The 17,837-nt window shown below is 41.7% G+C and carries 13 protein-coding genes and 2 tRNA genes; 10 read left to right on the forward strand and 5 right to left on the reverse strand.

The features are described 5' to 3' along the window. Positions 1-58 precede the first annotated feature (58 nt). Positions 59-142, reverse strand: a tRNA-Leu gene (locus KDU71_RS05870). Between the two features lie 87 nt (positions 143-229). After that, positions 230-1,633 (reverse strand): MFS transporter, encoded by a 1,404-nt coding sequence (locus tag KDU71_RS05875; RefSeq protein WP_212188984.1) that lies wholly within the window; start codon positions 1,631-1,633, stop codon positions 230-232. Positions 1,634-1,896: 263 nt separating this feature from the next. Between KDU71_RS05875 and recO the strand changes: the two genes are divergently transcribed. From recO to KDU71_RS05895, 4 genes are all read left to right on the forward strand, one after another. Further along, positions 1,897-2,625 carry a DNA repair protein RecO gene (gene recO, locus KDU71_RS05880; protein ID WP_212188985.1) on the forward strand — a complete coding sequence of 243 codons (729 nt, stop codon included), beginning with the start codon at positions 1,897-1,899 and terminating at the stop codon, positions 2,623-2,625. Positions 2,626-2,793: 168 nt separating this feature from the next. After that, positions 2,794-3,936 (forward strand): methionine aminotransferase, encoded by a 1,143-nt coding sequence (locus KDU71_RS05885; RefSeq protein ID WP_212188986.1) that lies wholly within the window; start codon positions 2,794-2,796, stop codon positions 3,934-3,936. Positions 3,937-3,979: 43 nt separating this feature from the next. Beyond that, positions 3,980-4,051, forward strand: a tRNA-Arg gene (locus tag KDU71_RS05890). A 600-nt stretch (positions 4,052-4,651) separates the two neighbouring features. Beyond that, positions 4,652-5,173: a CvpA family protein gene (locus KDU71_RS05895; RefSeq protein WP_212188987.1), complete on the forward strand. Its 522-nt coding sequence runs from the start codon at positions 4,652-4,654 to the stop codon at positions 5,171-5,173. Between the two features lies 1 nt (position 5,174). Here the strand turns inward: KDU71_RS05895 and KDU71_RS05900 are convergent, their stop codons facing one another. After that, a complete protein-coding gene (locus KDU71_RS05900) occupies positions 5,175-8,156 on the reverse strand; it encodes a PAS domain S-box protein (protein ID WP_212188988.1) in 2,982 nt (993 codons plus the stop codon). Between the two features lie 262 nt (positions 8,157-8,418). Between KDU71_RS05900 and rsgA the strand changes: the two genes are divergently transcribed. From rsgA to KDU71_RS05930, 6 genes are all read left to right on the forward strand, one after another. Continuing rightward, complete coding sequence (rsgA, locus tag KDU71_RS05905) at positions 8,419-9,348, forward strand: ribosome small subunit-dependent GTPase A (protein WP_212188989.1); 930 nt, start codon at positions 8,419-8,421, stop codon at positions 9,346-9,348. 23 nt (positions 9,349-9,371) lie between these two features. Further along, positions 9,372-12,176, forward strand: coding sequence for a response regulator (locus KDU71_RS05910; RefSeq protein ID WP_212188990.1), 2,805 nt, complete (start codon positions 9,372-9,374; stop codon positions 12,174-12,176). Positions 12,177-12,239: 63 nt separating this feature from the next. Beyond that, on the forward strand, positions 12,240-13,394 hold the full coding sequence (locus KDU71_RS05915) for a sensor histidine kinase (protein WP_212188991.1): 1,155 nt from the start codon (positions 12,240-12,242) through the stop codon (positions 13,392-13,394). 98 nt (positions 13,395-13,492) lie between these two features. Next, positions 13,493-14,044, forward strand: coding sequence for a YceD family protein (locus tag KDU71_RS05920; protein WP_212188992.1), 552 nt, complete (start codon positions 13,493-13,495; stop codon positions 14,042-14,044). A gap of 8 nt (positions 14,045-14,052) precedes the next feature. Continuing rightward, positions 14,053-14,238, forward strand: coding sequence for a 50S ribosomal protein L32 (gene rpmF / locus KDU71_RS05925; RefSeq protein WP_212188993.1), 186 nt, complete (start codon positions 14,053-14,055; stop codon positions 14,236-14,238). A gap of 329 nt (positions 14,239-14,567) precedes the next feature. After that, complete coding sequence (locus KDU71_RS05930; RefSeq protein ID WP_212188994.1) at positions 14,568-15,581, forward strand: beta-ketoacyl-ACP synthase III; 1,014 nt, start codon at positions 14,568-14,570, stop codon at positions 15,579-15,581. A gap of 104 nt (positions 15,582-15,685) precedes the next feature. Here KDU71_RS05930 and KDU71_RS05935 read toward each other — a convergent pair whose 3' ends face one another. Both KDU71_RS05935 and KDU71_RS05940 read right to left on the reverse strand, forming a co-directional pair. Beyond that, positions 15,686-16,174, reverse strand: a complete 489-nt coding sequence (locus KDU71_RS05935) for a DUF4252 domain-containing protein (protein WP_212188995.1) — start codon at positions 16,172-16,174, stop codon at positions 15,686-15,688. 156 nt (positions 16,175-16,330) lie between these two features. Next, entirely contained in the window at positions 16,331-17,824 is a 1,494-nt protein-coding gene (locus KDU71_RS05940; RefSeq protein ID WP_212188996.1) for a PspC domain-containing protein, read from the reverse strand. Positions 17,825-17,837 lie beyond the last annotated feature (13 nt).

Here is a 17,837-nt window from a genome sequence, read left to right on the forward strand (position 1 = left end):
TAGGTAAAAACAGGAAATCAAAAAAGCCTGACACTTAACGTATCAGGCTTTATTTCTGTACCCAGAGCCGGGATCGAACCGGCACGATATTGCTATCACTGGTGTTTGAGACCAGCGCGTCTACCAATTCCGCCATCTGGGCAACACTCTATTGAGCTTTTTTGCGGTTGCAAAGATAAGTCAAATCCTTTGTTCTGCAAGAAAATTCAATAAAATGTTCGTAATATTTTTACTCTTCTGTGCTAAGCTCCTCTTTTTTAGCATCTATCTTTTTGGTCACATATCCATACACAATTAACGATATGGCTGAAACCAATGCAACCCCAACAAAGAAGAACCAGATATAGTGCGCATGGTTGTATGCTGTCAATTTCTCTGTCTCAGTCAGTAGCTCTGGATCCGGACAATATTTCTCCAATAAGAAACCTGATGAGATGAATCCTAATAATGATGAAATAAACGAATGCAGGTGACTAAATCCAAGATATAGGCCCTCTTCACCTTTTGGCGCCTGTAACGAGAAATACTCCAGGAAACGAGGAGAAATAAAAGACTCAGCCAATCCCTGGAAGGCAATGCCAATAATCATCATAAAGGCCACCGGGTGCATCGTCATAAAGCCAAGGTTAATACTTTCTACACTAATCATATTACCGGCAGCCATCGCAAATGCCGATACAGGCATGATAAACATACCAATGGTCATGGAGAACAGGGCCGAACGCTTCCTGAGCAAGGCTGTAATCAGTCCAACCGTTGTAAATACCACCAATGGATTAACGTTGGCATACCACGACGGCGATGCACCTTCACCGGCCATACGCAACACATATTTAGGCATAGTGGCATACAGCTGGTGCTGCACCATCCAGAAACCGGTGATAATAATGATGAGAATAATTAAGCGGGCATTACAAAGCACTTTAACAAAGGCGTGCCATATTTCCTTTATTGACTTTCCTTCTCCACTCCTCACTGTTGGGCGAAAGAAAAAGACAATGGCTATCAAAGCTAAGAGCGTCATCCCGGCTGAGAAGTAACTGATGTTAATTAAACCAACATTACCCATGGCTTCGCGCAATGGTTTTACAATGGTCTTGCCTGAGAATGACCCAATATTTACAATCGTATAGAATATTGAGAATCCGGTAGCACGATTGGCCGTCGATGTCTCTTTAGCAACTGTACCAGTTATTACCGATTTAATAAAACTACCACCAATAATAATAAGGGCCATAATTGGCAGAATAACGTATTTGCCATTCGACTCTTTCAAACCGGTAAACTCGGTGGTTACACCGTACTTAGCTAAACCGGCACTCTCTAACACGGTAGGTAGCACACCCAATCCGGCGTACCCCACACTCAATAGTCCAAAAGCTACTATTAATGAGGTTTTAAATCCTATTTTATCGGCGTAGGCACCAGTGAATGTTGGCAGAAAATACAGCAAAGCACTAAAGGTACCGGCAATAGCAGCTGCTTGCACATCGGTAAATCCAAGAATGCGCGATAGATAAAGCGTTATAACAATAAAAACTCCATAATATGCAGCCCGCTCCAAAAGCTCAGCAAAGTTAGCCACCCAGAACGCCTGACTGAATCGCTTAAAGAAATTGACATTCTCTGTCATAAATAACATTTTAAAATTTATATCCTCTTATATTTCTTCTCGATAATAGTAATACTACAATTCACAAAAATAGTTACTTTAATTATATGTCTGGCATACTTTTATCATGCACTGAACATATGGTGAATAAACTAATCATATATATCAGACAAAATAAGCACCCGCAACCCTATATTGTATTACGACCTGAGTTCGATTTAAATTTTACTCCCAACTCAGGTTTTTCTAACCTTCAAATACTACTTTTGCACAAAACCGCAACGATGATACACACTACCAAGGGTATAGTACTCAATCATGTAAAATACAGGGAGACCAGTATCATCGTATCTGTTTATACTGAAAAGTTTGGGCGACAAAGCTATATGGTTAATAAAGTGCGTACCAGGCGCAATAAGGGCAATACCGTTTTACTTCAACCGATGACTCTACTGGATATGCAAGTGTACCATCGGCCTAAAGCAGATATACAACGCATCAAAGATTTTAAGGTTGCCCACCCCCTAAGCTCCATCCCTTTTGAACAAGAGAAGCGAGCCATGGCCTTCTTCCTGACTGAACTCATGAGCAAAGTACTTCGTGAGGAAGAAGAAAATACCGACCTGTTCAGTTTTATCTACCACGGCATTGCATTGTTTGACAGTGGCCTCGACGGCGCGGCCAACTTTCACCTGTTTTTCTTGTTTCAGCTAACGCGCTTCCTCGGATTTGGCCCAGAGAAAGCCACTGAAAACCAAGACTTCTTTGATTTGATGAACGGCCACTTCACCAATGCAGAACCTTCTCACGGTTTCTTTATTACTCAGCAAGTCAACACTAACTGGAAGAAACTATTCGATTTACAGGTGGATAACCTCAGGCACCTGCACTTGAAAAGCACAGAACGCTATAAGCTGCTTGAAGCCATACTCGAATACTACCAACTGCACATTGATACGCTTGGCGAATTAAAGTCATTACCTATTGTTCACCAACTGTTTCACGACGAATAACACAGGCTGCACAATAGCTCTTTTTATTCATGCTGAAGTCGTTAGTCAAATAATTACGCATGTTGATTGAACAAAAACTGCCATTCCGCAAAACAACCCGCATTTTAGAAACTTAATGACTAAATTGATTTGGCTTACTGCAATTGCCTATAACCTTTTAGTTGCATCATGAAAATAAATTCAAAGTTTCACAATCTGGAATCAAGCTTCCTGACAACAATACGTCCTCTAATAAAAGAGTACAATGCCATTAATCTGGCATCGGGCTATACCGGTTTTCATTGTTCTCCCAAACTGATTGAATTGGTTGAAAAACATTTGCGCGAAGGACTCAACAGGTATGCCATGCCGGCTGGCGAATTAAGCCTTCGGCAGCAGGTATCTGATAAAATTGCCAGCCTGTACGACACCTGCTACCATCCCGAAACCGAAATAACCATAACCGCAGGTGCTTCGCAGGGCATTTACACAGCCATTGCCGCGTTGGTAAAAGAAGGTGATGAAGTTATCATATTTGAACCAGCCAATGAGCATTATGTACCGGCTATTGAAATGAACGGAGGTCAGGTGCGTACCATTCCCATGAGTGGCGAGCAATACCACATTGAATGGGAGCTGGTGCAGCAAATGATTTCCAGCAAAACGCGGATGATCATCATTAATTCACCACATGCACCTACGGGCTGGGCTTTAAGCGAAATAGACCTGTTGCGCCTCCAAAAAATCATTAGTGGCTCCGAAATCATTGTTCTGAGCGAAGAAACCTTCGAGCACATTCTGTTTGATGGCAACCTGCACCAAAGTGTGGCTTGCTTCCCTAAGCTGGCCGAACGAAGTGTTATCGTAGCCTCACTGGGCGAAACTTATCATGTAACAGGCTGGCAAATTGGCTACTGCGCCGCTCCAAAAGAGATAATGAAGGAATTCAGGCAGGTACATGAAGCAATGATGCATAGTGTTAACTCCCCATTTCAGATTGCCATGGCTGATTTTCTGTCCTTTAAAGAGGAATACACCAGATTATCGGCTTTTTACCAGGATAAACGCGACAAGTTGCTGCATCTAATGGAAGACTCGGCGTTTAAGCCACTTAAGTGCGCAGGCTCCTATTTTCATCTATTTGACTACAGTCAGATATCTGAAGAGAAAGACCGTGAATTTGTTATTCGCCTGATTAAAGAAAAAGGAGTAGCCACCATGCCCATTAGCGCCTTTATGACTGAGCGGCAAAACCGCCACCACATCAGAATCAACTTTGCCAAACCCGATGATGTGCTAGAAGAAGCGGCAGTTAGGTTAAAGTCCTTGTGATATTTTTCTTTTCGATGAAAACTATTACATTTGCCCCGCATTTGGCCCCATAGTTCAAGGGATAGAACAAGAGTTTCCTAAACTCTAGATACAGGTTCGAGTCCTGTTGGGGCTACAAAAGCCTGCAAGCAAACTGCCTGCAGGCTTTGCTTTTTCCTCAGTAAACCATTCCACATTAATCTCAAACACATCCTGATTATCAAGACCCATTGCCATGTATGTATTATCAATCGTTAAATCAGCACTTGGCTCAACAGGTGGTATCTGCCGCTCTGTAATTCTTTTAGGCTTTACTGCAGGTTAAATGTTCCTTAATGCATATAGAATGTACACTCATACAAGTATCAAATATTTAATTGTAAAACTCATTTACTTCAATGTAAATACCTATTTATTGAATGTTGATATTAATTATTTCAGTGCAAATATTCATTGATGGAGCGTAAACATCAATTGTGCAACTGTAATAGGCAATTGTTTGCATGTAGCTGCCAATTGAATAACTACCGATAAGGATTGATATGCACCATCTGCCTTCTAACTTATAGAAATTAGTTATTTGCCGAATAACCGAGCCAATGATCGCATGATCAGCCGGATTTACATAGCATCTGTTTAATTGTCCTCAGACACTTCTTAGATATTCACAATTCTTTTCTATTTTTGGCCTGATGGCGGGATTATTACGGGAGATTCAGCCGCTAATCTAATTATCATGAACTATTTCGACATAATTACGGGCATCTTGCTAATACTGGCCATTATAAAAGGATTCAAAAATGGCTTAATCATTGAACTGGCATCATTGGCGGCGTTGGTACTTGGCCTTTTCGGAGCTATTAAATTCAGCAGTATTACCGAAACCTATCTAATGGAACACATTGATTCCTCACACATCGGCCTTATTGCTTTTATTGTCACGTTTATCGCCATTGTCATAGGTGTACATTTGGTAGCCAAGGTAGTTGATAAGCTAGTGTCGGCCATTGCTCTGGGCATGGTCAACCGGGTGCTTGGAGCAATTTTCAGCCTGCTCAAATACGCCTTTATCATTAGTGTGATTATTGCCATTCTGGGGAGTTTCGAAAAAACATACAGCCTGATTCCGGAGGAGCAAAAAAGCAGTTCGCACCTGTACGAGCCTTTGAAGTCAATTGCCCCCTCGATATTCCCATATCTGCAATTTAATGAGGTACGCGAGCAGATAGATAATGCCAGAAAAGGTGTTGATGTTTAGCTTAAACCCTGGTGCCATTTAGCGAGTGATTAAAGGCCTTTAATAGCTCTTCATTGTCCACCGGCTTGCCTAGCACATGATTAAAGCCAATTGCTCTGTAGGCTTCCTGCAATTCGGATGTTACGGGCTGATTGGTTTGTCCAACGAATGGCACATAGATGCCCATCTGTCTGATGCCTGAAATAAAGCCATCGAGCTCAAGCCCCGGCATATCCAGATCCATCAACACAATATGAATATCGTTACGTTTCAACAGCAGCTCCCTGGCCGATTTCTGCGTACGGGCTGATATCAGTGTTATTTTAGTCCTGTCAAGCACCTTACGCAGCTGTAACTGCGCCGTACTGGTAGCATCTATCAGCAACATCATTTTATTGGCCCAGGTGAAATTAGGTGTGACATTAATCGTTGGCTTCTCTTCAATCACCTCTTGCTTTATACCATTTACTTTATTCCCATTCACGGCATTCTTCAGCGGCAGTGTAAAATAGAATTCCGAACCTGTTGAAGGCTCTGATATTAATCCGATTTCACCGCCGTGTGCCGCCACTAAACGCTTGCAAATGGATAAGCCCAAGCCGGTACCTCCATAATTCTTTGAAGTGCTTTCGTCGGCCTGCCTGAATGGCTCAAAAATAAATGACTGCTTATCGGCTGCAATACCTATACCGGTATCACGTACATAAAAACGCAATTGTTGGTTGTCGGCAGTAAACCCAAATTCAATAAACCCTTTTTGGGTGAACTTGAAGGCATTCCCCAGTAAGTTGATAAATATCTGACGTAAGCGTCGCTGATCGCACTTCACCCTGAAGTCTGATGGGCCTTCAGGCAGATTCAGATAGAATTTCAAATGCGTCTTCTGATCAATAGCCATCCGTTTCTCAAACAAACGGTGCAACTCCTGCATCAACTGAACCACATTACATTCCTCTTTATGCAGCCTCAGCTCACCACTTTCTATTTTTGCCAAATCAACAATATCGTTAATCAGGTCCATCAGATTTTCCGAGCTCTTATTTACAATATCAATGTATTCAACTTTCTCGGCATCAGAAATATTTTCCTCTTTGAGCAAATTCGTAAATCCTACAATGGCATTAAGTGGCGTTCTGATTTCGTGGCTCATATTAGCCAGGAAGGCTGACTTCAGCTTATCAGCGCCAACGGCCTTTTCTTTGGCAATCACCAGTTCCTGTTCAGCTTTTTTCTTCTGCGTATAATCACGTCCTACAATCAGCAGCGACGAAATGTGCTTATTATCCGCCTCGGGCGTAATGGTCCAGTCAAAGGCCTTTATGGCATCTAAAAACCGGTATTCTATTTCAATATTACTGGCAGTTGCCGAAGCCAGCACATCATTAATACTGGTAAGCAAGCCATCCACCAGTTCCTTTGGCAGCTCCTTTATTTGGCTAAGCTTCTTCCCGACACAAGCCTGCAGTTTCAGATTGAAATCAGTCAGAAAAGCTGAGTTACAGTATGACAACTCACCCACACTATCGATGCGTAAAATATGATCACGGGAATTTTCGGTTAAAGCTCTGAATTTCTCTTCACTCTGTTTCAGGGAAGCCTCATTGTGCTTACGTTTGGTAATATTATGGATGGATACGTAATAATGAAAATCCCCATCGAGGTTTATAGATGTGGCGTATATCTCCGCATGAACGGTGCGCTTTGTTTTATCAACTAACTGAATATCTCCCTTGTAATCCACACCGTTTTTCACACTACTCAATGCCAGCAAAAAGTCTTCCACTAACTCTTCCGAATGGAATAAATCGTCAATTTTCTGCTCAAATAATTCCTCCTGCTGATAGTGCAGCATATTACAAGCTGAGGAATTTGCATATACCAACTGCATATGCTCATTAATCATCAGTATACCATCAATGGTGGCTTCTATCAGCTTACGATTTCGCTCTTCACTCTCCCGCAGATGATGCTCGGTATTTTTAACATGTGTAATGTCTTCGCCAATGAGGAGGTAGGCGTTTTCGCCTATGCTTTCGGGCGCAGGCGTACCCAATACTCTTATAATGATTTCATTATTGTATTTGCCGCGCATATGCGCTTCCATACTGGCAAACCCGTTGGCTTCAATTGCTTTGTAAAAATCATTAACCAGCTCTTCATCCTGTTCGCCTTTGTAGTACAAATCAGCTAATGAATGCCCAACCAGTTCATCTCTGGTGTAGCCTGACTGTGCAAGGGTGGCCTCATTAATATATTCAATCACCCGGTTACGAACCAACAAAATTCCAATTGGTGCCGAACTCAGAATGCTTTGCAGGAAACGTTCTTTATCAGCCAGCTCCTTGTTAATTTTCAATATTTCGGCATGACTTTTACGAATCTCACTGGATACGGCTTCTTGCTCATAAGTATTAGCAATCAAGCGCGCTGCCATCTGCAACAAGTCTGTTTCGTGAGGCAACCATTCCCTATTGAAGCTGCATTCGTCAAAACCAATAAATCCAAAATAGTGATCCTTTACCATTATCGGATAGACCAAGACCGACTTTATGCTTTGCTGAGCTAGAATGTCTCTTATACCATCGGGCAATTGATTGATGTCTGACGCCTGTATACTACCTTCCTCGATCAACATCCTCCGCCACTCAACAAACTCGTCGTAGGATATATTCTGAAGATTATCTTTCTCAGGATTTACACCATCGTTGCACCATTCAAAGGTATTGGAACAAAGGCTATCACCTTCATGGTTTTCGAAGATATAGATGCGACTAACATCGGCAAACTGCCCCAGCACACTTAATGACTTAGCTATTCGCTCCTCAAACGAATCTTCAGAGGAAAGAATGGTGGAAAGGTAAAGTGGTAAGTAACCGGCCGGAACAGCCTCATCAGTATTTTCGGGATAAAAAGGAATACCCCAGGCACCTCGGTACACCCGCTTCATCATCCGCTTTAACCTGGCATTTTCTGCTAATAAAACCTTAATATCTGTACTGTCCACCACTTCAGGAATATGTGTGTTAATACAATTATCTAACTAATTGTCCATTACAAAAATAGATAATTCAAACCCATAAAAACATTCATTGCTAAACGAAATCGAGCGATTCGTGTAAAAAATTAAACTTTTCGTCCAATGCCATCCGTTACCATCTTCTGAATACAATAAATTCAGGACAACAGAAGTTTAACAAATGAAAAGTTCCTTTACTGATGGGGTATTTTTAAAATCATTCAACTATTTTTGAGAAAATGTTTTTTGGATGGAGCAAAAGAATGGATTAGTAATTAAGTCAACAGGTAGCCGTTACACTGTTTTGTCAGATGACGGAACCATAATGATATGCCGTATCAGGGGCAAAATAAGGCTTCAGGGCATAAAGAGTACTAATCCTGTTTCTGTTGGCGACCGCGTTGTATTTGATGCCGATGAGTCTGGTGAAGGCGTTATTTCCGAAATCAAAGAGCGTAAAAACTACATCATCCGAAAAGCCACTAACCTGTCCAAAGAATCTCACATTATAGCGGCCAATGTGGATCAGGCTGTACTGATTGTCACCATTAACTACCCTATGACTTCCAGGGTATTTGTTGATCGCTTCATTGCTGCTTCCGAAGCATATGGCATACCCGTAACACTGGTATTTAATAAAACCGACCGCTACGATGCCAAACACATGCAGATACTGAATGAATGGCGTGAGTTATACGAAGGTATCGGCTATAAAACCATGGCTGTTTCGGCCAAAAAACAGGAAGATTTAAGTGAGTTCCAGAACCTCTTAAAAGATAAGATAACTGTATTGAGCGGCCATTCAGGCGTAGGGAAATCTACGCTGATTAACCGGGTTGAACCCAGCTTAAACCTGAAAACAGCAGAGATATCCTCCATTCACCATTCGGGTAAGCACACCACTACTTTTGCCGAAATGCATGCCCTCAGCTTTGGTGGGTACATTATTGATACACCAGGTATTCGTGGCTTTGGCCTCATCCATATTGAGCGTGAAGAACTTTACCATTATTTCAAAGAGCTTTTTGAATTTGCCAAAGATTGCCGTTTTAACAACTGCAGCCACTATAGCGAACCAGGCTGTTCGGTGAAAAAGGCCGTGGAAGAAGGTCACATTGCGCTCTCGAGGTACGAAAGCTATTTGAGCATACTATTAGATAAAAACGAAAAATACAGATAAAGGCTAATGCAATACTACATCCTATGAAAAGAGCCTTTATTATAGCCTTCATCAGCATTGCTTTTCTGGTGGTTTCCAACGTGTACTACTACCTTGATACCTACCAGTGGCAAATAAACTCTCAAAAGGATGTACTGCTCAAGCAATCACTTATGGTGCGTGATAAGCTGAGTCAGTTTGCCAACAAAACCAACACAGGCATATCCATACTAATTTCGCAGAAAGAACTTGACAGCCTCTTTATATCCAGGCAGCATTCCTTTGAAGTGCAGAAACGACTTGAATTGTTATACAATGGCTTTAGCGAGCACCTGAACGATCTGACTGTTTATGATACCAGAGGCCATGCTTTTGAGTTAAAACGGACCAGCAACGGCACCTTCATTTCTGCCTTTGGCCACAGTGATAACATTGGTATTAATACAGCCAAAATACTTATTAACCCACAAGGTACCCGAATCATCTATATTCAACCCTTGCTTACTAATGATGAGATCATTGGATACGTGAAATTCAACATGGATCTTAACCTGTTCTTTTCATCCGTCTTTCATAACTTTAACGTGGAAGATGTCAACTTCCAGTGGGTAATGAAACCGAACGGCGAAGTGGTATTCAACACCTTGCACCAGAATAAGTTTATACCCAACCTGAAGAATATCGACAGCCAGATTACCCGACATGATTGGTTTTCGGACATACACTACCTCAACATCGATGGCAAAAAAACCAAAGTACTTACGGTTTTCAGCAAATTATATTTTGATGGCATTGGTTATTACCTGGCTTTTTCGATGCCCCAGAAAATAATAACCGCGTCAATCGCCAGGTACTCGTTCTTAGTTGGTGGCATATCACTGTTTATCATCTGCCTGATCATCCTCACCTTTAGCATTTACCAGCGAAGGCAGGCCGAAGATGAGCAGACATTGAAACAATCGGAAGAGGCGCTCAGGAAAATGGTGTATTACATGCCGGTTGGCGTTGTGCTGATAGATAGCCGAAACCGCATCAGGCAGGTTAACAAGGCAGCCCTCAAACTGTTTGCATTCGATGATGAAGATCAGCTGGTTGGACGCATTGCCAGTGACAATATTTTATTTGAGAATAAAACACGTCTTGATAAAACCACCTACTCTTCGCAGTCAAATAAGTATATCCTGAAAAGCAAAACAAATGAGGAATCGGTTATACTGAATGAACAGATCCCTTTTTATTTGCTTCGGGAGAGGTATTCATTACAGGTTTTTATGGAGGTTACTTCGCTTGAAAATGAAAGAAAAAGCGAAGAAATGGCCAACAAAGCCAAATCAACCTTTATTGCCAACATCAGCCATGAGCTGCGCACACCCTTAAACGGCATCATTGGCATGACCGACATTCTGCTTTCGTCAGAAAAAGATGAACAGGACAGAAGCCTGCTGGGCATTGTCAAGCGCTCTGCTGATACTCTGCTGGTTTTGATCAATGATATTCTTGACTTCTCAAAAATGGAAGCGGGACGTTTTGAGATCGAATCCATCCCCTTTGATTTGCACGATGAAGTTGAGAATACCATTCAGTCGTTTATGCCTAAAGCGCATGATAAAGGTTTAGAATTAACGTGGACTTCCATGCTCAAACTGCCCAAGCACTATTTGGGCGATCAGATACGAATACGCCAGGTGCTGAATAACCTATTGAGCAATGCCATTAAATTTACCAACCAGGGCCGCATTCACTTAAGTGTTAAACAAGCAAGGGGTATCAACGGCTCGCCGGCCATACTCTTCTCACTTAAAGATTCTGGTATTGGCATCAAAAAAGAGAAGCTGGAGACCATCTTTAATTCATTCGCTCAGGAAGATGAAAGTACCACACGCAAATACGGTGGCAGCGGACTTGGCATCACCATATCAAAGCAATTGGTAAATATGATGGGTGGCGAAATATGGGTGAATAGTCCTTCTGGCATATCAAGTGATCCTGCCAATCCGGGTGCTGAGTTTGCATTCACCATCCCATACAAATCGAAAACCCATCAGAAGCACTTTAACTACAGTCACATTCATAACTTAAAAAAAGTGAGAGCCTTTATCATCTCTGACGAACCTTTACAGGTGCGTGTGCTGATGAAAAATCTGGCTTCGCTGCACATTGACTATAAAGTTATTCCGCCGTCCATTGAATCCATTGACATTATAGGAACAGACAATAAGCATCACCTGCTTATCGTTGATCATCGGCCTGATTTTAATGGTCTGGAATTTTTACAAACCCTTTACAACAACAGGTTGCATAAACGCATGCCCATCATCATGCAAAGTTCTGACTTTGAACCATCCAACACTGCTCTTGCCAAAAAGCTGGGTGTAGATGTGTATTTGCGTAAACCCGTTGAACTCACTAATCTGGAGGAATGTATTATCCGCTTCTTTCCGGGTATACCGAAGCGTCGCGCTGCAATTGGAGAGCCAAGCACAGAGCAATCTCTTAAAATACTTCTGGCCGAAGACAATGTGCTGAACCAACGCATTGCCAAAAGCTTGTTTAATAAAATTGGTCACAAAATAGATGTGGTAAGCAACGGTGTTGATGCTGTTGAAAAAATGCAGCGTAACAAGTACGACATTGTATTTATGGATATCCTGATGCCACAAATGGATGGCATAGAAGCTCTGCAAAAGATGCGCAAAACAGGCGACACCTGTCCGGTAATTGCTATGACGGCCAGCATTGAGGAAACAGAGCGTGAGCGAGTGCTGAAAGCAGGCATGGATGATTTCATTACCAAACCTACCAAGGTAGAAGATTTATCGCGAATGCTCACAAAATGGTGTCAGTTTTAATAGTCTGCCTGTAATAAATAGCTTCCTTATCCGTTAATGCTGATAACAACAAACTATTAACCAATGAGTTTTTATACACACCGGCGCATCTGGAAGCTATTCCTGCTAATCACTGCCATAGCCATCGGCATATTCACACTTGTGTACACCGATGACCTCACCAATCAGCTAAAAGATGAAGAGCGCAAAAGTGTAGAGATATGGATTCAGGCCATTAAGCAAATAACTCAAAGCGGCGCAGGCGAGGATGAATTGGCGCTTACCCTGGAAGTCATCAGCCAAAACACCACCATACCTATTATTATAACCGAAGCCGATTCAACCATAAATTCTCATCGCAATATACAACTGCCCAAAGAAAATGCCGACGAAGCTCTGCAAAAAGAGCTTGAACGTCTCATGAGTAAAACCAAACCACTTGTGATTGATTTAGGTGAAAATGAGCTGCAATACCTTTACTATGACGATTCTGTGCTTATCAAAAAACTGGAATGGTTCCCCATTATCCAGCTATCGGTAGTGGCACTTTTTATATTTGTAGCCTACCTGGCATTCAACGGCGCCCGCAAGGCCGAACAAGACCAGGTGTGGGTGGGCATGTCCAAAGAAACAGCACATCAGTTGGGTACACCTACCTCCTCCCTGCTTGGCTGGGTTGACCTACTGAAGCTAAAAGAGGAAAATACCGACATTGCTCTTGAGCTGGAGAAAGATGTGGAAAGGCTACAGGTAATCACCGACCGTTTCTCAAAAATAGGCTCCAAACCAGAACTTAGTGAGCAACCCTTGCTGATTGCCATTGAGGAAATCATCAATTACCTGAAACGACGGACTTCCTCAAATATTAGCATGACTATACAGTCGGAGCTACAGCCATACCAAATGGTTAAAATCAATAAGGTGTTATTTCAGTGGGTGGTTGAAAACCTCTGCAAAAACGCCATTGATGCTATGAATGGAAACGGACAAATAGATATTAACATCCAGACCAATAACGGGCACCTTCTAATAGATATTAAAGACAACGGAAAAGGTTTGCACCGCAATCAATTCAAAACAATTTTCAAACCGGGGTACACCACCAAGTTACGGGGCTGGGGCTTAGGACTTTCTTTGGCCAGGCGCATTGTGGAAGGCTATCATGGCGGAAAATTGTTTGTTAAAGAGTCAGAAATAGGTAAGGGAACCACCTTTAGAATTGTACTTCCCAAGGCCTGATTTATTAGTTACTGATAAAAATATGTAATTAAAAAATTACTTTTCTTTTCTTACATTGGTTTATTTTATACTTTTGCACAGTTTTTAGCTAGGGAAAAGTGGACAGATTGAGGAACTACAGTATCCCATTCAAGGGTTTAAAAGAAGGCAAGCACCTGTTTAACTATGAAATAGGGGCCGAATTCTTTGAGTTATTTGAACAGCCTTTGATTGAAAAGGGGAATGTTAAAGCAGAGGTTGAACTTGGTAAAAGTTCAGCATTGCTAACCTTAACCTTTAAAATTAAAGGCGAGATTGATACTGTTTGTGACAACTGTCTGGAGGCATTAACTCTTCCGATTGAAAATGAATCGCTGATGTACATCAAGTTTGGCGAGGAATATGACGAACCAACAGAAGAGATTATTGTGTTGCCCCACGATGAACACGAAATTAATGTAGCACAATTGCTATACGAGTTTATTTGTGTGGCCTTGCCAATCAGACATGTGCACCCCGAAGATGAAGATGGCAACGTTACTTGCGATACAGACATGTTGGATCAACTGGATAATTATTTAGTTGAAGAGGATACGGATGAGGAGCAGGACGATGATATGGATCCGCGATGGGCGGCTCTGAAAAATTTATTAGATAAATCAAGTAAATAGGTTGAAAAATGGCACATCCTAAGCGAAAAATCTCGAAAACGAGAAGAGACAAGAGAAGAACACACTACAAAGCAGTTGCACCTGCATTGGGAGTATGTTCAAACTGTGGTGCTACTGTAAAGTTACACACAGTGTGTGGTGAGTGCGGTTATTACCGTGGAAAATTAGCTGTAGAAAAAGAAGTGACAGCATAGTTTATTGAATCCGCATTCAATAAAATTTGCCCTCAAAGAAATTTGAGGGCAAATTTTGTTTTAGGGCATTTAAATTAAATCGTTTGTATACTATAACTGTTTTCTTACTTTTGTAGTCGCCCTAATTGAGTGTTAGTTAAAAGGCTTCAATATAAAGAACAAGCTATAACAATTGTGGTATTGTGTAAATGGTAGGTGTGGTACCATTTGCTCTTGTTGAAAAAAATACGGAAACAAAGAAAAATTAATTCTGGAGCGGACAATTAAATTTCTTGGTAGTTTCCAACTTGCTGTTGCGCCGTGCGCATGAAGCAAAAAATGAAAGTCAAATGAAAAAAACCAATGCAGTAATTACAGCCGTTGGAGCATACGTTCCTGATTATATCCTTGATAATCAAGAGTTGAGCACAATGGTAGATACCACCGACGAGTGGATCATGACCCGCGTGGGTATTAAAGAGCGTCACATCCAGAAAGGCGAAGGACTTGGAGCTTCGGACATGGGTGCTGAAGCCATAAAAGAATTATTTGAGAAAACTGGTGTTAAACCCGAGGAAATTGACCTGGTGATTTGTACTACCGTAACACCAGACCATCCATTCCCGGCCACAGCCAACATCATTGCCGATAAGTGTGGCATTAAAAACGGACATGGTTTTGACTTGAACGGTGCCTGTTCGGGATTCTTATACGGCCTGGATACAGCCACCCGTTTTATTGAATCTGGTGCCAAGAAAAAGATAATATTAGTAAGTGCAGAAAAGATGTCATCCATTGTGGATTACACCGACCGTACCACATGTGTATTATTTGGCGATGCAGCTACTGCTGTTTTGATTGAGCCTACCGAAGAAGAAATTGGCGTATGCGACAGCATCCTGCGCAGCGATGGTTTCGGACGTGTACATTTACATATGAAAGGTGGCGGCTCTGTTTATCCTGCCTCGCACGAAACAGTGGATAATAAGATGCACTATATCTACCAGGAAGGTCAGCCTGTATTTAAAAATGCCGTTTCAAAAATGGCCGATGTATCGGTTGAAATTATGGAACGCAACAACATGAATCACGAGGACATTGCATGGCTAGTGCCTCATCAGGCCAATCTGAGGATTATTGGCGCTACAGCTGAGCGTATGAACCTGGCAAAAGAAAAGGTGATGATCAATATTGAACGTTACGGAAACACTACTTCAGCCACTATTCCATTGTGCTTATGGGAGTGGGAGAAGCAGCTGAAGAAAGGTGACAACATAGTTATTGCTTCATTTGGTGCTGGTTTTACCTGGGGTTCTATCTATATGAAATGGGGCTACGACGGAGATAAATATGCCAAAAAATAAAGCTACTGGCCTTTAGCTGATAGCTTATAGCTAAAAAAGGATCGTATCTTATTGCATCTTGCAATGTTAGATACGATCCTTTTTATTTCAACTGACTAAGAAAATTACTTATAGCTATCCATTTTTTCGGCCAGCTTGTCTACCTCATCAATTTTAAAGTTGCCAAAGAAAGAAAGCAAAACACCATTGGTTTCTCCTTGAAACAACACATGGCATTCCGATACTTTCTTTCCTTTACGTAATACACGTATATCCACATCTTCGTCTGGATCGTCATCTTCTACCTTGTCGTACCTGCTCAGGGGCAAATACCCTAGGGTCGTTTCTCTGAAAGCCATTGGTTCCTCGTTCTCAGGCGCTGTGTAAATAATCAGTTTAACCTCATGCAAATCACCTGTCACATTACTTTCTTCATCTCCTTCATCATCGTCAAAATTTAAATTAACTGCATCCAGCATTTCTTTTGAGAAAGACATCATGGTAACACCGGGTTTCAGTGCCATCTTTTCAAAGAGTTTATCCGAAGGACGACTTTGTGCGTTAACTGCCAAACCAAACGACATCAGCAAGGCAAATACAAATATCTGTTTCATAATATTGGGGGTTAAAAATTTATCTTTTGTAAATCATTTAAGGCTTGCATCAAAAAGGTTTAAGCTTTTCACCCAAAACCCTTAACCTTTTTAAGCAAAGGGTTTAACCTTTCAGACCAAAAGGTTTAACCCTACTGATAAAAGCCTTAAACCTTTTTAATACTCATTAATAAATCTATCAAGGTAAGGACTTACCTCCAATTGTTTACCATATGGAATTTGAATAGTAACAAACACCTTTTGATTACGCACAAGAGCTTCTTCAGCGATAATAAATCGCTTGTCCAGGTAAACGATAGAATCATTCTGCGACCAGTTATAGACTGTATTCTGAGCATTAAACTCAGCCTCTTCCTCATTAAGCCCCCGGGCTTTTTTATCAATGGTCATCTGAAACCTATCGCCATGCGTAATATTAATGACTGGTGCGCCTTCAATGATTAGTTCGCCATCGGCCGAAAACAGCTCCAGGTGATCCATATCCATCAGGTAGTCGCGGTTATTGCCATTTGCCTCGGTAGCTGCAGGCTTCAGGTAAATGGTTTCTGCCGAACTGGCCATTAAGCTGTGTTGCTCCGAAACATTGCCGGTTTGCTCAAAACTTTTGGCAATGCGCACTCCTGTAAAGAATACTAACACAATGCCTGCCAGCCACAGAATCAGTGCTGTCATACCTATCACTTTGCCGTGACCTTTAAAGTGGAATATCAGCTTCAGCCCCAGATATAATATCACTAGAAACGGAATGCCAATTACTAAAAATGTGGCCGCAGATAGTAGGGTCTGATCCATATGTGACAAGAAACGGTCAGGTACCGATGCCAGAAAGTGATTGCCATCTGACACCGCCAATCCCATAATGGTGTCTTTAAAAGCGAAGAAGCCAACTAATCCCATAATGGATAAAACACTCCATATAACGATGCCAATACCTAAGATAATTCCAAAGATATTCAGCAGCTGATAAAGACCGCTGGCCATGGCATCTCCTGTTTTATTTGCTCGTTGTTGCATACGTTTATAATTAGGTTTGTTTTTATATTCTTTCAACTTGGAGGAAACAGCCTCATACTCTTCCTTAATGTTATCACCCATTTTTTTGAAGGTAATGCCTCCACGCATCTCAATACGCTGCCCCAGTGTTTTAGCCTTAGGCATGGCTATCCATAAAATGATGTAAATAATTGGCACAACACCAACCGACATGAGGGTGGTAACAACAGCTATGATGCGGAACACCAGCGGATCAACATCGAAATAGGCACCCAGTCCGGCACAAACACCACCTAATATACGATCATCCGGATCGCGAAACAGTGATCGTTTGCCTACATAGGTGGATGATGAGCTGCTTGTACTTTTACCGGCATTTTCCTGCGTTTCGGCTTCTTCCTCGTCCACAATCTCGCTCGGCTCACCAATGGTATGTATAATCTCTTCGACATCGGATAAAGCAATGGTACATCCCTGGCATTTAAAATGAAACAACTCAGCAATGCGGGATTCAATATCAGCAATCACCTCCTTGGCCTCTTCATCATTGCCCAGGCGTTTCTTAATGGTTTCAATGTATTCGTTAAGGCGCTCGTAGGCTTCTTCTTCTATTTTAAAGGCAAAGCCATCAAGGTTTATATTTATTGTCTTATTCATAATTCTTGTCAGT

The sequence above is a fragment of the Carboxylicivirga sediminis genome (genome assembly GCF_018156225.1).
GTDB classification, from domain to species: domain Bacteria; phylum Bacteroidota; class Bacteroidia; order Bacteroidales; family Marinilabiliaceae; genus Carboxylicivirga; species Carboxylicivirga sediminis.